Origin of the sequence: Escherichia sp. WS33 (assembly GCF_046486385.1) — a bacterium.
Lineage (GTDB): Bacteria > Pseudomonadota > Gammaproteobacteria > Enterobacterales > Enterobacteriaceae > ECMA0423.
Map to the genome: position 1 here is coordinate 1 of NZ_JBJQLJ010000043.1, position 20,765 is coordinate 20,765.

Annotated in this window: 20 protein-coding genes; 9 read left to right on the forward strand and 11 right to left on the reverse strand. The window is 52.9% G+C overall.

Features of this window, described 5'->3' with window-relative positions; genetic code table 11:
- On the reverse strand, window positions 1–330 hold a 330-nt coding region (locus ACJHXA_RS22195), incomplete at its 3' end, for a DUF6531 domain-containing protein (protein ID WP_044698146.1).
- Between the two features lie 228 nt (window positions 331–558).
- Between ACJHXA_RS22195 and ACJHXA_RS22200 the strand changes: the two genes are divergently transcribed.
- From ACJHXA_RS22200 to aldB, 5 genes are all read left to right on the forward strand, one after another.
- Window positions 559–1,167 carry a glutathione S-transferase gene (locus tag ACJHXA_RS22200; protein WP_000779792.1) on the forward strand — a complete coding sequence of 203 codons (609 nt, stop codon included), beginning with the start codon at window positions 559–561 and terminating at the stop codon, window positions 1,165–1,167.
- 97 nt (window positions 1,168–1,264) lie between these two features.
- Window positions 1,265–2,656 (forward strand): L-seryl-tRNA(Sec) selenium transferase, encoded by a 1,392-nt coding sequence (gene selA, locus ACJHXA_RS22205; RefSeq protein ID WP_000206275.1) that lies wholly within the window; start codon window positions 1,265–1,267, stop codon window positions 2,654–2,656.
- Window positions 2,653–4,497, forward strand: coding sequence for a selenocysteine-specific translation elongation factor (gene selB, locus ACJHXA_RS22210; RefSeq protein ID WP_000582482.1), 1,845 nt, complete (start codon window positions 2,653–2,655; stop codon window positions 4,495–4,497). The genes selA and selB overlap by 4 nt, the downstream gene beginning before the upstream one ends.
- A 189-nt stretch (window positions 4,498–4,686) precedes the next feature.
- Window positions 4,687–5,838, forward strand: coding sequence for an L-threonine dehydrogenase (gene yiaY / locus ACJHXA_RS22215; protein ID WP_283512363.1), 1,152 nt, complete (start codon window positions 4,687–4,689; stop codon window positions 5,836–5,838).
- A gap of 164 nt (window positions 5,839–6,002) precedes the next feature.
- A complete protein-coding gene (aldB, locus tag ACJHXA_RS22220) occupies window positions 6,003–7,541 on the forward strand; it encodes an aldehyde dehydrogenase AldB (protein ID WP_000183978.1) in 1,539 nt (512 codons plus the stop codon).
- A gap of 218 nt (window positions 7,542–7,759) precedes the next feature.
- Here the strand turns inward: aldB and ACJHXA_RS22225 are convergent, their stop codons facing one another.
- Window positions 7,760–7,903 (reverse strand): hypothetical protein, encoded by a 144-nt coding sequence (locus tag ACJHXA_RS22225; protein WP_001066080.1) that lies wholly within the window; start codon window positions 7,901–7,903, stop codon window positions 7,760–7,762.
- A 182-nt stretch (window positions 7,904–8,085) separates the two neighbouring features.
- Here ACJHXA_RS22225 and ACJHXA_RS22230 point away from each other — a divergent pair, with 182 nt between their 5' ends.
- The gene (locus ACJHXA_RS22230) at window positions 8,086–8,409 is read left to right on the forward strand and encodes a DUF3302 domain-containing protein (protein ID WP_000478193.1); all 324 of its coding nucleotides are present in this window, start codon (window positions 8,086–8,088) and stop codon (window positions 8,407–8,409) included.
- Window positions 8,410–8,414: 5 nt separating this feature from the next.
- Window positions 8,415–9,551, forward strand: coding sequence for an HlyD family secretion protein (locus ACJHXA_RS22235; RefSeq protein WP_283512364.1), 1,137 nt, complete (start codon window positions 8,415–8,417; stop codon window positions 9,549–9,551).
- On the opposite strand, the gene ACJHXA_RS22240 is transcribed toward ACJHXA_RS22235, so the two are convergent.
- On the reverse strand, window positions 9,548–10,522 hold the full coding sequence (locus ACJHXA_RS22240; protein ID WP_000164036.1) for a LysR family transcriptional regulator: 975 nt from the start codon (window positions 10,520–10,522) through the stop codon (window positions 9,548–9,550). The two genes, ACJHXA_RS22235 and ACJHXA_RS22240, sit on opposite strands and share 4 nt — an antisense overlap.
- A 123-nt stretch (window positions 10,523–10,645) precedes the next feature.
- Here ACJHXA_RS22240 and ACJHXA_RS22245 point away from each other — a divergent pair, with 123 nt between their 5' ends.
- Window positions 10,646–11,386 (forward strand): MipA/OmpV family protein, encoded by a 741-nt coding sequence (locus tag ACJHXA_RS22245; protein WP_000906809.1) that lies wholly within the window; start codon window positions 10,646–10,648, stop codon window positions 11,384–11,386.
- Window positions 11,387–11,506: 120 nt separating this feature from the next.
- Here the strand turns inward: ACJHXA_RS22245 and ACJHXA_RS22250 are convergent, their stop codons facing one another.
- The gene (locus ACJHXA_RS22250; RefSeq protein WP_001026898.1) at window positions 11,507–13,486 is read right to left on the reverse strand and encodes a glycoside hydrolase family 127 protein; all 1,980 of its coding nucleotides are present in this window, start codon (window positions 13,484–13,486) and stop codon (window positions 11,507–11,509) included.
- Between the two features lie 10 nt (window positions 13,487–13,496).
- On the reverse strand, window positions 13,497–14,897 hold the full coding sequence (locus ACJHXA_RS22255) for an MFS transporter (protein ID WP_000204827.1): 1,401 nt from the start codon (window positions 14,895–14,897) through the stop codon (window positions 13,497–13,499).
- Between the two features lie 225 nt (window positions 14,898–15,122).
- Between ACJHXA_RS22255 and ACJHXA_RS22260 the strand changes: the two genes are divergently transcribed.
- On the forward strand, window positions 15,123–15,938 hold the full coding sequence (locus ACJHXA_RS22260) for an AraC family transcriptional regulator (RefSeq protein ID WP_000891841.1): 816 nt from the start codon (window positions 15,123–15,125) through the stop codon (window positions 15,936–15,938).
- Between the two features lie 31 nt (window positions 15,939–15,969).
- Here the strand turns inward: ACJHXA_RS22260 and araD are convergent, their stop codons facing one another.
- The 6 genes from araD to ACJHXA_RS22290 all read right to left on the reverse strand — a co-directional run.
- Complete coding sequence (gene araD / locus ACJHXA_RS22265; RefSeq protein ID WP_039023328.1) at window positions 15,970–16,665, reverse strand: L-ribulose-5-phosphate 4-epimerase; 696 nt, start codon at window positions 16,663–16,665, stop codon at window positions 15,970–15,972.
- Complete coding sequence (locus ACJHXA_RS22270; RefSeq protein WP_001296811.1) at window positions 16,659–17,519, reverse strand: L-ribulose-5-phosphate 3-epimerase; 861 nt, start codon at window positions 17,517–17,519, stop codon at window positions 16,659–16,661. The genes araD and ACJHXA_RS22270 overlap by 7 nt, the downstream gene beginning before the upstream one ends.
- Window positions 17,512–18,174: a 3-keto-L-gulonate-6-phosphate decarboxylase UlaD gene (gene ulaD / locus ACJHXA_RS22275; protein ID WP_000089471.1), complete on the reverse strand. Its 663-nt coding sequence runs from the start codon at window positions 18,172–18,174 to the stop codon at window positions 17,512–17,514. Before ulaD ends, ACJHXA_RS22270 begins: the two co-directional genes overlap by 8 nt.
- Complete coding sequence (gene lyxK / locus ACJHXA_RS22280; RefSeq protein ID WP_000196072.1) at window positions 18,171–19,667, reverse strand: L-xylulokinase; 1,497 nt, start codon at window positions 19,665–19,667, stop codon at window positions 18,171–18,173. The genes ulaD and lyxK overlap by 4 nt, the downstream gene beginning before the upstream one ends.
- A gap of 3 nt (window positions 19,668–19,670) precedes the next feature.
- Window positions 19,671–20,645, reverse strand: a complete 975-nt coding sequence (gene yiaO / locus ACJHXA_RS22285) for a 2,3-diketo-L-gulonate TRAP transporter substrate-binding protein YiaO (protein ID WP_283512365.1) — start codon at window positions 20,643–20,645, stop codon at window positions 19,671–19,673.
- A gap of 9 nt (window positions 20,646–20,654) precedes the next feature.
- Window positions 20,655–20,765 (reverse strand): IS1 family transposase (locus ACJHXA_RS22290; protein ID WP_001691633.1); only part of this gene is annotated, 111 nt, incomplete at its 5' end.

Below are 20,765 nucleotides of genomic sequence, written 5' to 3' on the forward strand. Positions count from 1 at the left end.
TGTGTTATCGCGCAGCTGTAAGCGGATATCCGCAGGCATTTTCCAGCCGGGGCCGAGGCTCCCCACCGGCGCGGGCGTTTTTGTCCGGTAACTGCTGTAGGTGCGGGAGAGGATGAACGGCAGCGGGCCGGGCAGGGCGATGTCGGTTTCACCGGGAAGGACCTTTGCACCGAGCAGGGGATTGACCGGATGGCCGGACGTCACTCCGCCGGGGCACACCGAACAGGCCACGCCGGTGGGGGCACCAATGCGCACCCCGGCTGAACCCTGAACAATGCTACCGCCATACTGCGTCATGTCGCCCTGACGCGCTGCCGGTTTTCCGCTCATCTGCTCATCCTTGTTTTATCGGGTTATTTGTCTGCTTCCAGGCAAAACCCTACAGATTTATAAGAAAGCCTTAAGTGAGATATCCATCAGATAGAAACAATTAGGAAAATATTTATATCACCATGATAAATATGTGATTTATTTGGAAGTAACAAACCATCAACATTTTCTGCCCTTTTTCCCATCACCAGGCCATACTGATATTTTTCCTCGCACAAAGGACTCGGCATGAAACTCGTCGGTAGCTACACCAGCCCGTTTGTACGCAAACTTTCTATTCTGTTGTTAGAAAAGGGCATAACTTTCGAATTTATTAATGAACTGCCCTATAACGCGGACAACGGCGTGGCGCAATTTAACCCGTTAGGAAAAGTGCCGGTGCTGGTGACCGAAGAGGGCGAATGTTGGTTTGATTCGCCGATCATCGCTGAATATATTGAATTAATGAATGTCGCTCCGGCGATGTTGCCGCGCGATCCGCTGGAGTCGTTGCGGGTGCGCAAAATTGAGGCACTGGCGGATGGCATTATGGATGCCGGGCTGGTATCGGTGCGTGAACAGGCGCGTCCAGCGGCGCAGCAGTCTGAAGATGAATTGTTACGCCAGCGGGAGAAAATCAACCGCAGTCTGGATGTGCTGGAAGGATATCTGGTCGATGGCACACTCAAAACCGATACGGTCAATCTGGCGACTATCGCCATTGCCTGTGCCGTCGGATATCTCAATTTCCGCCGCGTTGCGCCAGGCTGGTGTGTCGATCGCCCACACTTAGTCAAACTGGTCGAAAACCTGTTTAGCCGCGAAAGTTTTGCTCGCACCGAACCGCCAAAGGCTTGATGCGCGATATGTCCTCCTGACCCATCTCACGTTACAATCCGTGGTTATGTTAAACGCCCTTCTCCGTGTGAGAGGGCCTTGATCAGCCAGGTTTCCTATGACAACCGAAACGCGTTCCCTCTATAGTCAACTTCCGGCTATTGATCGCTTATTGCGCGATAGCTCCTTCCTTTCTTTGCGTGATACTTATGGTCACACCCGCGTGGTGGAATTGTTGCGTCAGATGCTCGACGAAGCGCGAGAAGTGATTCGTGGCAGCCAGACGCTGCCTGCGTGGTGTGAAAACTGGGCGCAAGAAGTCGATGCCCGGTTGACGAAAGAAGCGCAGAGCGCGCTGCGTCCGGTGATCAACCTGACGGGAACCGTGCTGCATACCAACCTTGGGCGAGCTTTACAGGCGGAAGCCGCGGTGGAAGCCGTTGCGCAGGCTATGCGTTCGCCAGTGACCCTCGAGTACGATCTGGACGACGCTGGACGCGGACATCGCGATCGTGCGCTGGCGCAGTTGCTGTGCCGCATTACGGGGGCGGAAGATGCCTGTATCGTTAATAACAATGCGGCGGCGGTGTTATTGATGTTGGCGGCCACTGCCAGCGGGAAAGAGGTGGTGGTTTCTCGCGGCGAACTGGTGGAGATTGGCGGCGCGTTTCGTATTCCCGATGTTATGCGTCAGGCAGGCTGCACCCTACACGAAGTAGGGACCACCAACCGCACGCACGCGAATGATTATCGTCAGGCGGTGAATGAAAATACCGCACTGTTGATGAAAGTACATACCAGTAACTACAGCATTCAGGGGTTCACCAAAGCGATAGATGAAGCGGAACTGGTGGCGCTCGGCAAAGAGCTGGATGTTCCCGTAGTGACTGATTTAGGCAGTGGCTCGCTGGTCGATCTTAGCCAGTACGGTTTGCCGAAAGAGCCAATGCCGCAGGAGTTGATTGCGGCGGGCGTCAGTCTGGTGAGTTTCTCCGGCGACAAGTTGTTAGGCGGGCCGCAGGCAGGAATTATTGTTGGTAAAAAAGAGATGATCGCCCGCCTGCAAAGCCACCCGCTGAAGCGTGCATTACGCGCGGATAAAATGACCCTCGCGGCGCTGGAAGCCACGTTGCGTCTTTATTTACACCCTGAAGCTCTGAGTGAAAAATTACCGACCCTGCGCCTGCTTACCCGCAGCGCAGAGGTCATTCAAATCCAGGCACAACGTTTACAGGCCCCCCTTGCCGCACATTACGGCGCGGAGTTTGCGGTACAGGTTATGCCATGTCTTTCGCAGATTGGCAGTGGTTCGCTGCCGGTTGATCGCCTGCCGAGCGCGGCATTAACGTTTACACCCCATGATGGACGCGGTAGCCACCTTGAGTCATTAGCCGCCCGCTGGCGTGAATTGCCAGTGCCGGTGATTGGTCGTATTTATGACGGACGATTGTGGCTGGATTTACGCTGCCTTGAAGATGAGCAACGGTTTTTGGAGATGTTGTTGAAATGATTATTGCGACTGCCGGACACGTTGACCACGGCAAAACAACCTTATTGCAGGCGATTACTGGCGTAAATGCTGACCGTCTGCCGGAAGAAAAAAAGCGCGGCATGACCATCGATCTCGGCTATGCCTACTGGCCGCAGCCGGATGGTCGCGTGCCTGGTTTTATCGACGTACCCGGTCATGAAAAGTTTCTTTCCAACATGCTGGCGGGCGTTGGTGGTATCGATCACGCGCTGTTGGTGGTGGCGTGCGATGACGGCGTGATGGCACAGACCCGTGAGCATCTGGCGATTTTGCAGCTGACCGGTAACCCGATGCTGACAGTGGCGCTGACCAAAGCCGATCGCGTGGACGAAGCGCGTGTTAATGAGGTTGAACGCCAGGTAAAGGAGGTGCTGCGGGAATACGGTTTTGCTGAGGCAAAACTGTTTATCACCGCAGCAACCGAAGGTCGGGGAATTGATGCCCTGCGCGAGCATCTGCTTCAGTTGCCGGAACGCGAGCACGCCAGCCAACATAGTTTCCGCCTCGCTATTGACCGCGCATTTACCGTAAAAGGTGCCGGGCTGGTCGTCACCGGTACGGCGTTAAGCGGGGAAGTGAAGGTAGGCGATTCACTCTGGCTGACTGGTGTAAATAAACCGATGCGTGTACGTGCGCTGCATGCGCAAAACCAGCCAACAGAAACCGCCAATGCCGGGCAGCGTATCGCGCTTAACATCGCGGGTGATGCGGAAAAAGAGCAGATTAACCGTGGCGACTGGCTGCTTGCCGATGTGCCGCCAGAGCCGTTCACACGGGTGATTGTCGAGCTTCAAACCCATACACCGCTGACCCAGTGGCAGCCGCTGCATATTCACCACGCCGCCAGCCACGTCACGGGACGCGTTTCACTGCTGGAAGATAACCTTGCCGAGCTGGTGTTCGACACGCCGCTGTGGCTGGCGGATAACGATCGCTTAGTGCTGCGCGATATCTCGGCCCGCAACACGCTGGCGGGGGCGCGTGTGGTGATGCTTAACCCGCCGCGTCGCGGTAAACGTAAGCCGGAATATCTGCAATGGCTGGCGTCTCTTGCACGGGCGCAGAGCGATGCCGATGCGTTATCTGTTCATCTGGAACGCGGCGCGGTTAACCTTGCGGATTTCGCCTGGGCGCGCCAGCTCAACGGCGAAGGGATGCGCGAATTGCTGCAACAGCCTGGCTATATTCAGGCTGGTTATAGCTTGTTGAATGCGCCGGTTGCCGCTCGCTGGCAACGGAAAATTCTCGACACATTAGCGACTTATCATGAGCAACATCGCGATGAACCTGGGCCTGGGCGCGAACGTCTGCGACGTATGGCGTTGCCAATGGAAGATGAAGCGCTAGTACTGTTGCTGATTGAAAAGATGCGCGAAAGCGGCGACATCCTCAGTCATCACGGTTGGCTGCATCTGCCGGATCACAAAGCGGGCTTCAGCGAAGAGCAGCAGGCCATCTGGCAAAAAGCAGAGCCGCTGTTTGGTGACGAGCCGTGGTGGGTGCGTGATCTGGCAAAAGAGACGGGTACCGACGAGCAGGCAATGCGCCTGACGCTACGCCAGGCGGCGCAGCAAGGAATAATTACCGCGATCGTCAAAGATCGTTATTACCGTAACGATCGGATTGTCGAATTTGCCAATATGATCCGCGATCTCGATCAGGAGTGTGGTTCAACCTGCGCGGCGGATTTCCGCGATCGCTTAGGCGTAGGCCGAAAGCTGGCAATTCAGATTCTGGAATATTTTGACCGCATTGGCTTTACGCGTCGTCGTGGAAATGATCATTTATTGCGCGACGCATTATTATTTCCGGAAAAATAAGGAAATGATTAATTAATTTTTAAAATAAATTAATACAAATTTCTTATGATTTTAAAAAAAGCACATTGTTTAATGAATACAATGTGCTTTTTATTAGATTAATTTTGATAATTAATAATAATGATCATGTTTTCGAATGAAAATCCTCAGTAAGCTGCCCACCCTTTTTTACACTTTCAGGAGTGTGTTATGGCATCTTCAACTTTCTTTATTCCTTCTGTGAATGTCATCGGCGCTGATTCATTGACTGATGCAATGAATATGATGGCAGATTATGGATTTACCCGTACCTTAATTGTCACTGACAGTATGTTAACGAAATTAGGTATGGCGGGCGATGTGCAAAAAGCACTGGAAGAACGCAATATTTTTAACGTTATTTATGATGGCACCCAACCTAACCCCACCACGGAAAACGTCGCCGCAGGTTTGAAATTACTTAAAGAGAATAATTGCGATAGCGTGATCTCCTTAGGCGGTGGTTCTCCACACGACTGCGCAAAAGGTATTGCGCTGGTGGCAGCCAATGGCGGCGATATTCGCGATTACGAAGGCGTTGACCGCTCTGCAAAACCGCAGCTGCCGATGATCGCCATCAATACCACGGCGGGTACGGCCTCTGAAATGACCCGTTTCTGCATCATCACTGACGAAGCGCGTCATATCAAAATGGCGATTGTTGATAAACATGTCACTCCGCTGCTTTCTGTCAATGACTCCTCTCTGATGATTGGTATGCCGAAGTCACTGACCGCCGCAACGGGTATGGATGCCTTAACGCACGCTATCGAAGCGTATGTTTCTATTGCCGCCACGCCGATCACTGACGCTTGTGCACTGAAAGCCGTGACCATGATTGCCGAAAATCTGCCGTTAGCCGTTGAAGATGGCAGTAATGCGAAAGCGCGTGAAGCAATGGCTTATGCCCAGTTCCTCGCCGGTATGGCGTTCAATAATGCTTCTCTGGGTTATGTTCATGCGATGGCGCACCAGCTGGGCGGTTTCTACAACCTGCCACACGGTGTATGTAACGCCGTTTTGCTGCCGCATGTTCAGGTATTCAACAGCAAAGTCGCCGCCGCACGTCTGCGTGACTGTGCCGCTGCAATGGGCGTGAACGTGACAGGTAAAAACGATGCGGAAGGTGCTGAAGCCTGCATTAACGCCATCCGTGAACTGGCGAAGAAAGTGGATATCCCGGCAGGCCTACGCGACCTGAACGTGAAAGAAGAAGATTTCGCGGTTCTGGCGACTAATGCCCTGAAAGATGCCTGTGGTTTTACTAACCCGATCCAGGCAACTCACGAAGAAATTGTGGCGATTTATCGCGCAGCGATGTAATCATCATTTCCACAACGGCTGGCAAATTGTCAGCCGCTTTTTCAACTATCTCTGTAACCCTTGCCCGTAAATTCGTGATAGCTGTCGTAAAGCTGTTACCGACTGGCGAAGATTTCGCCAGTCACGTCTACCCTTGTTATACCTCACACCGCAAGGAGACGATCATGACCAATAATCCCCCTTCAGCACAGATTAAGCCCGGCGAGTATGGTTTCCCCCTCAAGTTAAAAGCCCGCTATGACAACTTTATTGGCGGCGAATGGGTAGCCCCTGCCGACGGCGAGTATTACCAGAATCTGACGCCGGTGACCGGGCAGCTGCTGTGCGAAGTGGCGTCTTCGGGCAAACGAGACATCGATCTGGCGCTGGATGCTGCGCACAAAGTGAAAGATAAATGGGCGCACACCTCGGTGCAGGATCGCGCGGCGATTCTGTTTAAGATTGCCGATCGAATGGAACAAAACCTTGAGCTGTTAGCGACGGCTGAAACCTGGGATAACGGCAAACCCATTCGCGAAACCAGTGCTGCCGACGTGCCGCTGGCGATTGACCATTTTCGCTATTTCGCCTCGTGTATTCGGGCGCAGGAAGGTGGGATCAGTGAAGTTGATAGCGAAACCGTGGCCTATCATTTCCATGAACCGTTAGGCGTGGTGGGGCAGATTATCCCGTGGAACTTCCCGCTGCTGATGGCGAGCTGGAAAATGGCTCCCGCGCTGGCGGCGGGCAACTGTGTGGTGCTGAAACCCGCACGTCTTACCCCGCTTTCTGTACTGCTGCTAATGGAAATCGTCGGTGATTTACTGCCGCCGGGCGTGGTGAACGTGGTCAACGGCGCAGGTGGGGAAATTGGCGAATATCTGGCGACCTCGAAACGCATCGCCAAAGTGGCGTTTACCGGCTCAACGGAAGTGGGCCAACAAATTATGCAATACGCCACGCAAAACATTATTCCGGTGACGCTGGAGCTGGGCGGCAAATCGCCAAATATCTTCTTTGCTGATGTGATGGATGAAGAAGATGCCTTTTTCGATAAAGCGCTGGAAGGCTTTGCACTGTTTGCCTTTAACCAGGGTGAAGTTTGCACCTGTCCGAGTCGTGCCTTAGTGCAGGAGTCAATCTACGAACGCTTTATGGAACGCGCCATCCGCCGTGTCGAAAGCATTCGCAGCGGTAACCCACTCGACAGCGTGACGCAAATGGGCGCGCAGGTTTCTCACGGGCAACTGGAAACCATCCTCAACTACATTGATATCGGTAAAAAAGAGGGCGCTGACGTGCTCACAGGCGGGCGGCGCAAGCTGCTGGAAGGTGAACTGAAAGACGGCTACTACCTCGAACCGACGATTCTGTTTGGTCAGAACAATATGCGGGTGTTCCAGGAGGAGATTTTTGGCCCGGTGCTGGCGGTGACCACCTTCAAAACGATGGAAGAAGCGCTGGAGCTGGCGAACGATACGCAATATGGCCTGGGCGCGGGCGTCTGGAGCCGCAACGGTAATCTGGCCTATAAGATGGGGCGCGGCATACAGGCTGGGCGCGTGTGGACCAACTGTTATCACGCTTACCCGGCACATGCGGCGTTTGGTGGCTACAAACAATCAGGTATCGGTCGCGAAACCCACAAGATGATGCTGGAGCATTACCAGCAAACCAAGTGCCTGCTGGTGAGCTACTCGGATAAACCGTTGGGGCTGTTCTGATATAAGAAGCTGGTCGCATTGGGTATTCATTGCCTGATGCGACGCTTACGCGTCTTATCATGCCTACGGGAACCTGACCGTAGGCCGGATAAGGCGTACACGCCGCATCCGGCATAAACAAAGCGCACGTTGTTACAATTTACGTTTTAAACCTACGTGCGCAATAACCCAGACTACGCCAACAGAAGTGCGTTTCTGGGGCGTGTTTTGTCAGGAGTTTAATCTCGCGTTTCGATGGTGAGCGGGCGAACCAGGCCGTAAATCACCATTGGTGATCCGAGGCCAATCAGCAATAAACGGTAGATAATTGAAGGTTTAATACGCTTAATCTGTACTGTGGATGTTTTACTGGAGTTATTCATTAGTTTGGCCAATAGTTCCACTATTTCAATATGATAAACCTCGTCCTGTTGAAAAACCAGACAGCACATTTAAGAAAGTATATAAAAAACAATATGTCGTTATATAAATAAGGAAATTGCACTGCATCATGGCATTTCATAATATGCGTTAATTGTTCTTTTTTATATTCTTTGAGGGAAATATGTTCCTGGACTATTTTGCACTGGGAGTGCTTATTTTTGTATTTCTGGTGATATTCTATGGGATTATTATTTTACATGATATTCCCTACCTGATTGCTAAAAAACGTAATCATCCTCATGCCGACGCCATTCATGTTGCTGGTTGGGTGAGTCTTTTTACGTTACATGTTATCTGGCCATTTTTGTGGATTTGGGCCACGCTTTACCGCCCGGAGCGGGGATGGGGAATGCAAAACCATGACTCCTCCGTTGTGCAACTACAACAGCGTATTGCCGGGCTGGAGAAACAGCTCGCCGACATCAAATCCTCTTCTGCCGAGTAATACTTATGGATTTACTGATTATTTTAACCTATGTGGCTTTCGCATGGGCAATGTTTAAGATCTTCAAAATTCCTGTAAATAAATGGACCATTCCCACCGCGGCCCTGGGTGGCATATTTATTGTCAGCGGTTTAATTCTGTTAATGAACTATAACCATCCGTATACCTTTAAAGCGCAAAAAGCGGTTATTTCTATTCCAGTTATCCCGCAGGTGACAGGCGTGGTGATCGAAGTGACGGACAAGAAAAATACGCTGATTAAAAAAGGCGAGGTGCTTTTTCGACTGGACCCGACGCGTTATCAGGCGCGGGTGGATCGGCTGATGGCGGATATCGTTACCGCAGAACATAAACAGCGGGCGTTGGGCGCAGAGTTAGATGAGATGGCGGCGAATACTCAGCAGGCAAAGGCCACGCGGGATAAATTCGCTAAAGAGTATCAGCGTTACGCACGCGGCAGCCAGGCGAAAGTAAACCCGTTTTCAGAACGCGATATCGATGTGGCGCGGCAAAATTATCTGGCGCAGGAAGCCTCCGTGAAGTCATCGGCGGCGGAACAAAAACAGATCCAGAGCCAGCTGGATAGCCTGGTGTTGGGTGAACATTCTCAAATCGCCAGCCTGAAAGCACAGCTCGCGGAAGCAAAATATAACCTTGAGCAGACGATAGTGCGTGCGCCGAGCGATGGTTATGTGACCCAGGTACTGATTCGTCCGGGTACCTATGCCGCGTCGCTGCCGCTACGTCCGGTGATGGTGTTTATACCCGATCAGAAACGACAAATCGTGGCGCAGTTCCGTCAGAACTCCTTGCTGCGACTGGCTCCTGGCGACGATGCGGAAGTGGTGTTTAATGCTCTGCCAGGTAAGGTATTCAGCGGTAAGCTGGCAGCCATTAGTCCAGCCGTTCCCGGCGGAGCTTATCAGTCGACCGGCACCTTACAGACGTTAAACACAGCGCCGGGTTCAGATGGCGTTATCGCGACCATTGAACTGGATGAGCACACTGATTTGAGCGCTTTACCAGACGGTATTTACGCCCAGGTGGCGGTTTACTCTGATCATTTCAGCCATGTCTCGGTGATGCGCAAAGTGCTATTACGCATGACCAGCTGGGTGCATTACCTTTATCTCGATCATTAATCTTCGCTTTCCGCCGCTTGTTCAGGCCGCAGTTGCTGCGACTGAGCAAGCTGGTGGCGAATTTCACGCAGCATTTCATCCAGCACATACTGGACCCGCCAGGGCTGGTATTCCCGTTTACGGAAGATAGCCACCAGATCCAGCCACCATTCATAGGGTTGCTGAAAGCAGGGCACCAGCGTGCCGTCTTGCAGGTCGCTCTGCACACTTTTGTCTGGCGCAAACACAATCCCCAGGTGATTTCGTGCCAGCTCCAGCGCAGATTGCGTGTTGTCGCAAACGTAATTTCCCTTCACGCGATAATCTCGCACCTCTTTACTCCCGGCGACGTTGAAGCGCCAGATATTCGCGTCATCAATCATCATCGAGTCGATCAAAATACAGGAGTGATGTTCGAGTTCGTCAGGACGGCTAATGGGATGTTTCTCAAGATAGCGCTGGCTGGCATAAGCGGTTACGGCATATTGGGTAATAAAACTGGCAACCAGCGATTCATCTTTTGGTGGAGCGTAGCTGATTAAAACATCACAATCATCAGGAAATTCGACGCCTTCATAAAAGGCATTACGCTCAAGATTGCAGGTTTTTAGCGATAAGGTGATATCACCGATATCTTTAATTTTATCGATTACATGTTTGGATAAATAGGTAATTATGCCGGTTGGGGCGTAGATGGTGACCCGACCACGTTTCTCATGCTTATAATCTGCAATAAAATTATTAAGCTGCTCGTTTCTGTCCAGCATGTCGTTGATGTACGGTAACAGCGCGGTACCAAAAGGTGTGAGCATCAGCTGCCGGGTGGTTCGGTCAAAGACTTTTAAACCCACTTTTGATTCAAAATCAGCAAGATATTTGCTGACGTTGGCCTGTGCGATGCCAAGTACAGTCGCGGCATGGCTGATATTTTCACTGGCAGCGATTACCGAGATAATTTTTAACTCCCGGTACTTAAGTTGTAATTTTGTCATCGCAACAGCCCAATTATATATAATTTTATATATTACTATATAAATATGAATCTTGCACCGGAGAAATTGTAAGCATTACTATGCCGACTCTTTTTTATCTTATTTTAAAATGGAATACCGAACATGTTAATTAACCGCAATATTGTGGCGTTATTTGCGTTGCCTTTTATGGCAAGCGCAACTGCTTCTGAATTATCCATTGGTGCCGGTGCGGCTTATAATGAATCGCCTTATCGCGGTTATAATGAAAATACAAAGGCAATTCCCCTGATTAGTTATGAAGGTGATTCTTTTTATGTTCGTCAGACCACGTTAGGTTTTATTCTGTCGCAAAGTGAAAAAAATGAACTTAGCCTGACCGCATCCTGGATGCCGCTGGAATTTGACCCTGCCGATAATGACGATTATGCCATGCAACAGCTTGATAAGCGTGATAGTACGGCTATGGCGGGGGTTGCCTGGTATCACCACGAGCGTTGGGGAACTGTGAAAGCCTCTGCGGCTGCGGACGTTCTGGATAACAGCAACGGCTGGGTGGGGGAGCTATCGGTATTCCACAAAATGCAGATAGGTCGCCTGTCGCTGACACCTGCGCTGGGCGTTCTCTATTATGACGAGAATTTCAGTGACTATTACTATGGCATTTCAGAGAGTGAGTCCCGTCGTAGCGGTCTGGCAAGTTATTCCGCGCAGGATGCCTGGGTGCCCTATGTCAGCCTGACGGCAAAATACCCGATAGGAGAGCACGTCGTATTGATGGCGAGCGCAGGATACAGCGAGCTGCCGGAAGAGATTACCAACAGCCCGATGATTGATCGTAATGAGAGTTTTACCTTTGTCACCGGCGTGAGCTGGCGTTTTTAATTCACCGGTGGATGTCGGTGCGGCTGGCCTACGCTCTCGCACCGACTCGTATGCCTGATAAGACGTGTTAAGCGTCGCATCAGGCAATGTGCTCCCTACGTTGGATGCGGCGCGAGCGCCTTATCCAACCTCCGGATGGCGATGCTTTTCCTCATTCACCCAGATCCGCATTTCGCCTTCGCCCCGGTTAGCCCAGCTAAACCACGGGATAAAGGTCAGAGTTTGCGGCTGGCGTTTGGCTGGCGCGCTGTCGTAATGCCACAGCGGTTGCTGCTCTGGATTGCTCTGTTCATACCGGTAACCCGGTGCCTGGATTAAGATCTTATGGCTAAACAATCCCTTGCCTTCAAATGTCGTAAATGGCGCATCGGTGGGCAGCCACAGATTATGCAGTGACTCGCCGTTGTCGGCCTGTTCCAGGCAATACACCAGCGGGCCGCGCTGAATCGCCACTTTTCCGGCGACGTGACGCACCAGCGGGTTACCGTAAACGCGGCGTACCGGCATCGGCAAAGTCAGATTCAGCGTATCGCCCTCCTGCCATTCGCGGGTAATGTGCAAATACCCTTTACGAATATCCTGCTCGACCTCTTCCCCATTCAATATGATCTGCGGCTGTGTGCACCAGTCCGGCAGACGTAAAGCCAGCGTATGACGCACCGGCTGGGGCGATTCGACCGCAATTGTCACCTGCTCCTGCCACGGATAGTTCCCGCTAACCCGCAGGCGCAGTGTGCCATTTTCTACCGGCACTTCCATGCTGTTTCCTGCGTATATGTTGATATACAACGCATCTTCACGCGGCGTGTAGAGATAATGACCAATCGAGGTCAGCACGCGGGCGATATTTGGCGGACAACAAGCGCAGCCAAACCAACGCTGGCGGATCGGTTTAACGTGATCGTAGATATGGTTGAATTTCAGCGATTTTGGATGTACTTCCAGCGGATTCACATAGAAGAAATGTTTGCCGTCCAGCGCCATGCCGCCGAGCACGGTGTTGTACAGTGCGCGCTCCATCACATCGGCATATTGACTGTCGCCTTCCATTTCCAGCATTCGTCGGGCAAACATCATCAGGCCGATGGAGGCGCAACTTTCAGCGTATACCGTGTCATTCGGCAGATCGTAATCGCTGCTGAACGCTTCACCGCTGCTCTGTGAGCCAATGCCGCCGGTAATATATAACTGACGCTGGGCCATATTGTTCCACAGCCGCAGGCAGTCCTGACGCTTGCTGTCATCGTGACTTAAACGCGCGAGATGCGCGACGCCGGTCATCAGATAGACAAAACGTACCGCGTGACCGATGGCGGTTTGCTGTTGCGCAAGGGGCAAATGTGCCTGGCTGTAGGCTTTGTCTTTCACCATCCACGCCGGGCCGTAGGTGTGCCAGTGCGAGGTCTGCCCGCGCTTTTCATATTCCTGGTCGTAATAGTGCGGTTGCACACCACGCTGTTCGACAAAATAGTTCGTCAGCGCCAGGTAGCGCGGCTCTTCGGTGACTTCGTAGAGACGCATCAGCGCCAGTTCAATTTCCGGATGACCGGGATAACCCTGCAGCTTGTCTTCATCTGGACCAAATACGCGGTCGATATGATCGGCCAGACGGCAAACCACCTCCAGCAAGCGTCGTTTTCCCGTGGCCTGGAAGAAGGCGACTCCGGCTTCAATCAGATGACCGGCGCAGTAAAGTTCATGACACTCCGCAAGATTGCTCCAGCGTTCTTCGGGTGCTTTTACCGTAAAGTAAGTATTGAGATAGCCGTCTTCGCATTGGGCGGAGGCGATCAGTTCGATTACCTCGTCGGCGGTTTTTTCCAGTTCGGCGTCCGGCTTCTGGCACAGCGACCAGGCTACCGCTTCCAGCCATTTGGCGACGTCGCTGTCCTGAAACACCATCCCGTAAAATTCACCCTCCTGAAGTCCGGCGGCAATGCGAAAGTTTTCAATCGCATGGCTGGGTTCCGCTTCTGGGATACGATCGTTCAAGGCATCCCACTGATAAGAAATCACCACGTCGCGGACCAGTTGTTGGTACTGACCGAGGAACGGATCGCTGACCGTCAGTTTACGCAGATCGACTTCCGAAATGTTCATCTTGTGCTCCTTAAGGCTGTACATGACGCTGACGCAGGTCGGTAGCTATGCGCGACATCATAGGATTATTGAGTTTGCAAAAGCGGATCGCCCCTGCCAGCAGCAGGTGGAATAGCGCAGGCAGCAATGTTTCCATCGCCGTGATCCCGCCAAGCGAACTGGCGGTCTGGTTTTCCACGCCAGGCTGGTAGGCGACAAAAATAAACAGCAGGCTGATGATCCCGGCGCTGGAGGCCCAGGCTAGCTTGATGAAAAACAGATTGAAGGCGAAGTTCATGCCGGAAGAACGTACGCGGGTTTTCCACTCGCCGTAGTCATCGGCAAAGGCCATCAATGAGAAGTGCAATGGCAATGTGAAGCCAAGAATCACGCCATTACCGAGGATCACCGCCAGCCACAGCGTTTGATAAGCCGGGCCGGAGGGCAGGAACCACATCAACACCGCCAGTGCAGCGAGGAGCAGGTTGGTGTAGTAATAAATTTTGACGGTATCGAAACGCCGCGTTAACGGGCTGACAATCACCGAGCCGATAATGGAGGCGAAGGTGACCATGGTGAAGAACAGCGACGTGTAGCCCGTACTGCCTTGTAAGACGTAGGTAATGAAGTACATATACCCACCGCCGCGAATATTAAAGACGTTAATCAGCAGGAAAGACATGACCAGCATCAGCAGCAGTTGGTCGTTGTTCCGCAGCCCGGCAAGATGTTCGCGCAGGGTAAATTTCCCCATTGTGGAGAGCGGCACCCGTTCACGAACCCAGAAAAAACAGCACAGGAACATCACCACGGCAATGGCGCACAATACGCCGACGCCCAGTTGATAGCCGCGTGCAGCGTTGCCCTGACCGAAGAGATCTACCATCCACGGTAAGCCTACCGAAACCAGAAATCCCGCTACGCCGCAGAGAACGAATCGCCAGGACTGGCAGGAGATCACTTCATTGTGGCGGGTGGTCATGGTGTTGATCAGCGCGCAGTACGGTACGTTGATGGCGGTATAACCGACTGAAAGGAGCAGGTAAGTGCCGAACGCCCAGGTGATTTTTACTCCCATGCTGGCATCTGGCACGGTGAACGTCAGGATGCCGATAATGCCGATGGGAATGGCAATCCATAACTGCCACGGACGAAAGCGCCCCCAGCGACTTTGCGTCCGGTCGGCAATGACGCCCATCACCGGGTCGGAGATGGCATCAAACACGCGCAGTGCAATAAACAGCGTGCCAACCAGCGCCGGAGTTAATCCAAAAACGTCGGTGTAGAAAAAGGTGAGAAAGTTCATGATCAGGCAAGTTATTACGGTGCCGCCAGCGTCACCCAGGCCGTAGCCTATTTTTTCCCGTACAGATAACGCATCGTCAATTTTACCTTTAGCGATATCAGCGGTAGTAATCGGTGTAGAGGTCATAGATATTCCTCGTGAATAGGAAGCAATTTTTAGTTTTATTGCAATGACCTGATTAATTCTGCCGTGAACGGGAATATCAACAAGGTGAGAAAAGAGTAAAAAAAGGTGACGATTCCGACCTGAATTTAAAAGTGTGAAATGGATCAGGTGAAATTAATGTTTTTGATTAATAATCAAAAGGTAATGTGTTTAATCATTAATGAATAAGCGGGAAATTACATATCAATGCTCGAATTATCCATGACGTTACCGATTAAAGTGCAAAATGGTGGATTATTTATTTCCCGCGGCGTAGGGAGGCATCCTGCAAGGCGGCTGGAGTCATGGGAAATTATCTTTGTCGAAAAAGGTCGATTAACGATTCAGGAAGAAGAACGGATATTTCTGGTCGATGCGGGAGAGAGTTTATTACTCTGGCCGAATCGACAACATGTTGGGGTGGAGGATTTTCCCGCCGATCTCAAATTTTACTGGCTGCATTTTGAGGTTAAAGCGCCGGATAGCGACCCTCGCTGGCTTACTCATCTTAGCGTGCCGCAACAAACGAAGGTTGTCGATCCGCAGGCGCTGGTGGCCCTGTTTCGCCAGTTCTTAAGCGAACAGGAAAAGCATCAACGCACTCCGGCGCTGGAGTTTATTGTGCTGCTGATTTTGCAGCAGCTCACCCGTGACGCGCGTCTTGATGAACAGGCCGATGGCGCAGGCACCACCCTTGCCTGGAAAGCGCAGAAACTGATCCGCACGCAATATCATCGCCCGCTTTCCACGGCGCTTTTAGCCCGCGAGCTGTACTGCAATGCCGATTATCTTGGGCGCGTCTACCGGCGGGTGTTTCATCTGACGTTAACAGAAGCAATCCATCGCCAGCGAGTGCGCGAAGCCGAAAAGCTGTTAATTAGCGAAGCGCGATCGCTCACTGAAGTGGCTGCGTTGTGCGGGTTTAATGACGTTGGCTATTTCCGGCAGATTTTTCGCAAGCACACCGGTTTAACGCCAGCAGCGTGGAAGCGGCGTTACAGCAAGGAACATATCAATTCGTAGTGCCGGGGCGATGAAGCCCCGGCGTGAGGGATTACTGCCCGTAATAGGCATTGGCCCCATGCTTACGCAGGTAGTGCTTATCCAGCAGTTCGTTTTGCATCGCAGGGAGCTGCGGCGCAAGCTGGCGCGAGAATAGGCCCATATAGGCGCATTCTTCGAGTACTACGGCGTTATGCACGGCATCGGCGGCGTTTTTACCCCATGCGAACGGGCCATGAGAATGCACCAGCACCGCCGGGATTTGTGCCGGACTCCTGCCACGTTCTTCGAAGGTTTCAATGATCACTTCGCCGGTCTGATATTCATATTCGCCGTTAATCTCCTCTGCGGTCATCTGTCGCGTGCAGGGGATGGCACCATAGAAATAATCAGCGTGCGTGGTGCCCCAGGCGGGGAGATCCAGCCCGGCCTGCGACCAGATGGTGGCGTGGCGTGAGTGGGTATGCACAATGCCACCGATTTCGGCGTAGCGACGGTAAAGCGCCAGATGCGTTGGCGTGTCGGACGAGGGCTTTTTGCTACCTTCCACCACCTTGCCGCTGGCTATCTCAACCACCACCATATTGTCGGCGGTCATCACGTCATACTCGACGCCGGAAGGTTTGATTACCATCCATTGCCGCGTTTCGTCTACCGCGCTGACATTGCCCCAGGTGAACGTCACCAGATGGTGAGCGGGAAGCGCCAGATTCGCCGCCAGCACGTCGGCTTTCAGTTGCTCTAACATATAAATCCAGCCTCCTGCATACGCGCTTCAATCCAACGCCGCGCCTGAATAATCTCCAGCACCGGCTCTTTGGCTTTTTCGGTCCACATCTCAATCAGGAAAGAACCGCGATAGTTCAGTTTATGCAGCGTTTTGAAGATGCCAACGAAATCGACGCAGCCTTCGCCAAACGGCACGTCGCGGAACTGTCCGGGACTTTGCTCGGTAACTGGCTGGGTGTCTTTCAGGTGGATCGCGGCGATACGGTCAATGCCCAGTTTCAGTTCGGCGGGAACATCATTGCCCCAGGCGCTGAGGTTGCCAACGTCCGGGTAGACGGTGAACCACGGCGAGGCGAGCATCTCGTCCCACTTTTTCCATTTACTGATGGAGTTCATAAACGCGGTGTCCATAATCTCCACCGCTAGCATGACTTGTGATGCCGCCGCCTGTTCGACCGCCCACGCCAGCCCTTCAGCAAAACGTTGCCGGGTGCCTTCATCGTGGTCTTCGTAATAGACGTCGTAGCCCGCCAGCTGGATGGTGCGTATGCCGAGATCGCGTGCCAGACGAATCGCTTTGCTCATGATCTCCCGTGCTCGCTGGCGTACCGCGTCGTCACGGCTACCAAAAGGAAAGCGACGATGTGCGGACAGGCACATCGACGGGATCCCAACACCCGTTTCGATCATCGCGGCAACCAGCGAAGTCCTTTGTGCGGTGCTCCAGTCAAGACGTGAAAGCCGTTCGTCGGTTTCATCCACCGACATTTCGACAAAATCAAAACCGCAGCTTTTTGCCAGCACCAGCCGCTCCGGCCAGGAGAGATCTTTCGCCAGCGCCTTTTCATAAATCCCTAACGGATGATTACGCACGCTTGCCTCCCCAGATAGCGTCGATTTGCGCATGGAAATCGCCAGCCACCTGCGCCGGATTTGCTGAGCCTGCCAGTGCTCGCCCGGCAATAAACGCTTTCACGCGAATATCTTTAAACAGCGGCAGGTCAGCAGGGGTAATCCCGCCGGTAATGGAAAGCTCAAGGCCGATATCGGAAAGCGCCTTCATGCGTGCCAGATCGGCTTCGCCCCACTGTTGCCCGCTGGCCTGTGCATCACGACCGCGATGATAAATCGCCTGCCGCACGCCAATACGATGCCAGTCGCGGGCGTCGTCCAGCGTCCAGTTACCGAACAGCTCGATCTGAATTTCACCACCGCAGCGTTGCGCCATCGCGTGGCCTTTTTCCACCGTCGCGAGCGGTGCGGCGCAGATGATGGTCATCCAGTTAGCGCCTGCGCCAAATGCCTGTTGCGCGAGCGTTTCACCAGCGTCGGCGACCTTCCAGTCGGCAACGATGATTTTGTCAGGGCACTGTTCGCGCAAGGCTTTCACCGCGCCAAGCCCTTCGTTTAAACAGAGAATGGTGCCCGCTTCGACAATATCGACGCTGTCTTTTAACTGCATCACGTCGCGCTGTGCGGCTTCAAGTGATGAGTGGTCGAGTGCCAGTTGCAGAAGTGGTCGGCTCATAATATGTGCTCCTTGATGCGGGCGTGAAAGCCCTGAAGTGCGGCAATGAGATGCTGATAGCGTTGGTATTTTTGTTGGTAAAGCTGATGGGCGGTCATATCCGGCAGCAGGGTGCGTACCGGGTGCTGTAAGTCACGTTGAGCTTCGCTGAAATCGCGATAAACTCCGGTGCCGACACGGGCGGCAAGTGCCGCGCCAAAACAGCCGGTTTCTTCCACCTGCGGCAGCTCGATACGCAGACCGCTGACGTCCGCCAGCATTTGCATCCAGACATCGGAGTGCGCCGGGCCGCCAGTGACGCGCAGGGTGTGCACATCAGTAAAACGTTCGCGCATCCGGTTGAGGTGGGTCATATGGCTGAACACCACCCCTTCATAAATGGCCTGCAACAGGTGTGCGCGGGTGTGAATGGCCTGCATCCCGTAGAAACCGCTGGTCATCTCGAGTCCGGCGTTGCTGCCGTACAGGAACGGCAGGAAAAAGAGATCGCCACCGGCCTTCGGCAAGCTGGCAACGGCCTGGTTGATCTCATCAAACGAGATTTCTCCCCACTGTGCGGTAAACCATTCGAGGTTGCCGGAAGAGGTGGGGCTGGCTTCGTGAACGATAAATTCACCATCGTTAACGTAGCGACCATAGACATACGGATGCGCTTCACCGTCACGTAAACCGCGGGTTATGCCGCTGGTCACCGCCCAGGTGCCCATCACCGCATTAAGGGTAAATTCGTCTTCGATCCCGGCGCAGAGTGCGGTGGAAACCACATCAAACAGGCCGCCGACAACGGGCGTACCCGCTTTCAGACCGGTCAGTACGGCTGTCTGAGCGGTGATCTCCCCGCAGATTTCGGCAGATCCGACAACAGGCGGCAGGGCGTGATTGATTTCAGCAATCCCCAGCCAGTCGGTGAGGCACGGGTCATATTCCCCAAGACTCATGTTGTAGAGGTTGGACTCGGAAATATTGCTCTCTTCACAGCCTTTGACGCCGGTTAAACACCAGCGCAGGTAGTCGTGCGTCATCATCACGCAGCCAATTTGCGCGTAGCGTTCCGGTTCGTGCTCTTTCAGCCAGCGTAACAGCGACACCGGATGCCCGGTCCACAAGGTTTGTCGGGTCAACGGGTAGAGTTTTTCCGGGATGCCATCTTCCTGCCAGCGACGAACGATTTCCATCGCCCGGCGATCCGAGGGCAAAATGGCGTTACCGAGCGGCTTGTTGTTTTTATCCAGCAAAAACAAGCCTTTTCCTTGTGCGGAGATACCGATACCGACAATTTGTTCCCCGCTAACGCCGGAATGGGTAAGCAGTTCGCGAATGACAGCCATGCAGCATTGCCACAGTTCTGCCATATCGCGCTCTGCCCAACCTGGCTGCGGGCTTAATGCGCACAGCGGCAGGCGCTGCACGCCTGCCTCCCGGCCTTCGCGGTCATACAGCCCGGCTTTCAGCCAGCTACCGCCACAATCTAACCCCAGCCAGTATTGCGTCATGGTTTATTGCACCTCATCCACGGCTTTCAGTAGATCAGCACCCTGCGGAACATCTTTTACAAACATGTCGCGGACCTGAGTACCCAGTGCGTCGCTAAAGGCTTTGCGGTCGAGATCGGTGATGACTTCCACGCCCGCTTCTTTCATGCCGTCGATGATTTTTTGCTGATCTTCGGCAACCAGTTTGCGCTGGTAGTTACCCGCTTCCTGCGCAGATGAAATTAGCGCTTGCTGGAACTCCGGGCTTAAGCCATCAAACTTCGCTTTGTTGATCACCACCAGAAGCGGGGAATAGGCGTGGTGCGTCAGAGAAAGGTACTTCTGCACTTCGAAAAATTTTGCTGACCAGACGACGTTGATCGGGTGTTCCTGAGCGTCGATAGTGCGGGTTTCCAGCCCGGTATAGACTTCGGCAAACGGCATCGGGATCGGGTTAGCGCCAAAGACTTTGAATGCGGCGATATTCATCGGGCTATTGTTGGTGCGAATTTTCAGCCCTTTCAGGTCGGCGGGGGTTTTAACCGGTGCGCGCGAGTTGGTGACATCGCGCCAGCCGTTTTCCCAGTAGGCCAGTACTTTTAGTCCTTTACCTTCAAGTGAGGCTTTCAGATCATCACCGACTTTGCCGTCGAGCGTTTTATGCGCGTGAGCGGTATCGCGGAACAGGAAAGGGACATCAAGCAAGTTCATCACTGGTGATAACCCGGCAAAGTTATTCGAGCCGGACATTTCCATATCGATGGTGCCGCCACGTACGCCGCTGATCATCGCCTGCGCGTTACCGAGGGTGCTATCCGGAAACAATTTTAATTTCAGCTCGCCTTTGGTTCTCTCCTGCAATAAATCATTGAATTTTTTCGCCGCAATATGTTGCGAGTCGGTTTGTGAGGTTTCATAACCGAAACGTAAAGATTGCGCCGCCAGAGAAGATGTGCTGAATGCAGCCAGGCCAGCAATGAATAATGCGTAGGTGGTAATGACTCCAACTTATTGATAGTGTTTTATGTTCAGATAATGCCCGATGACTTTGTCATGCAGCTCCACCGATTTTGAGAACGACAGCGACTTCCGTCCCAGCCGTGCCAGGTGCTGCCTCAG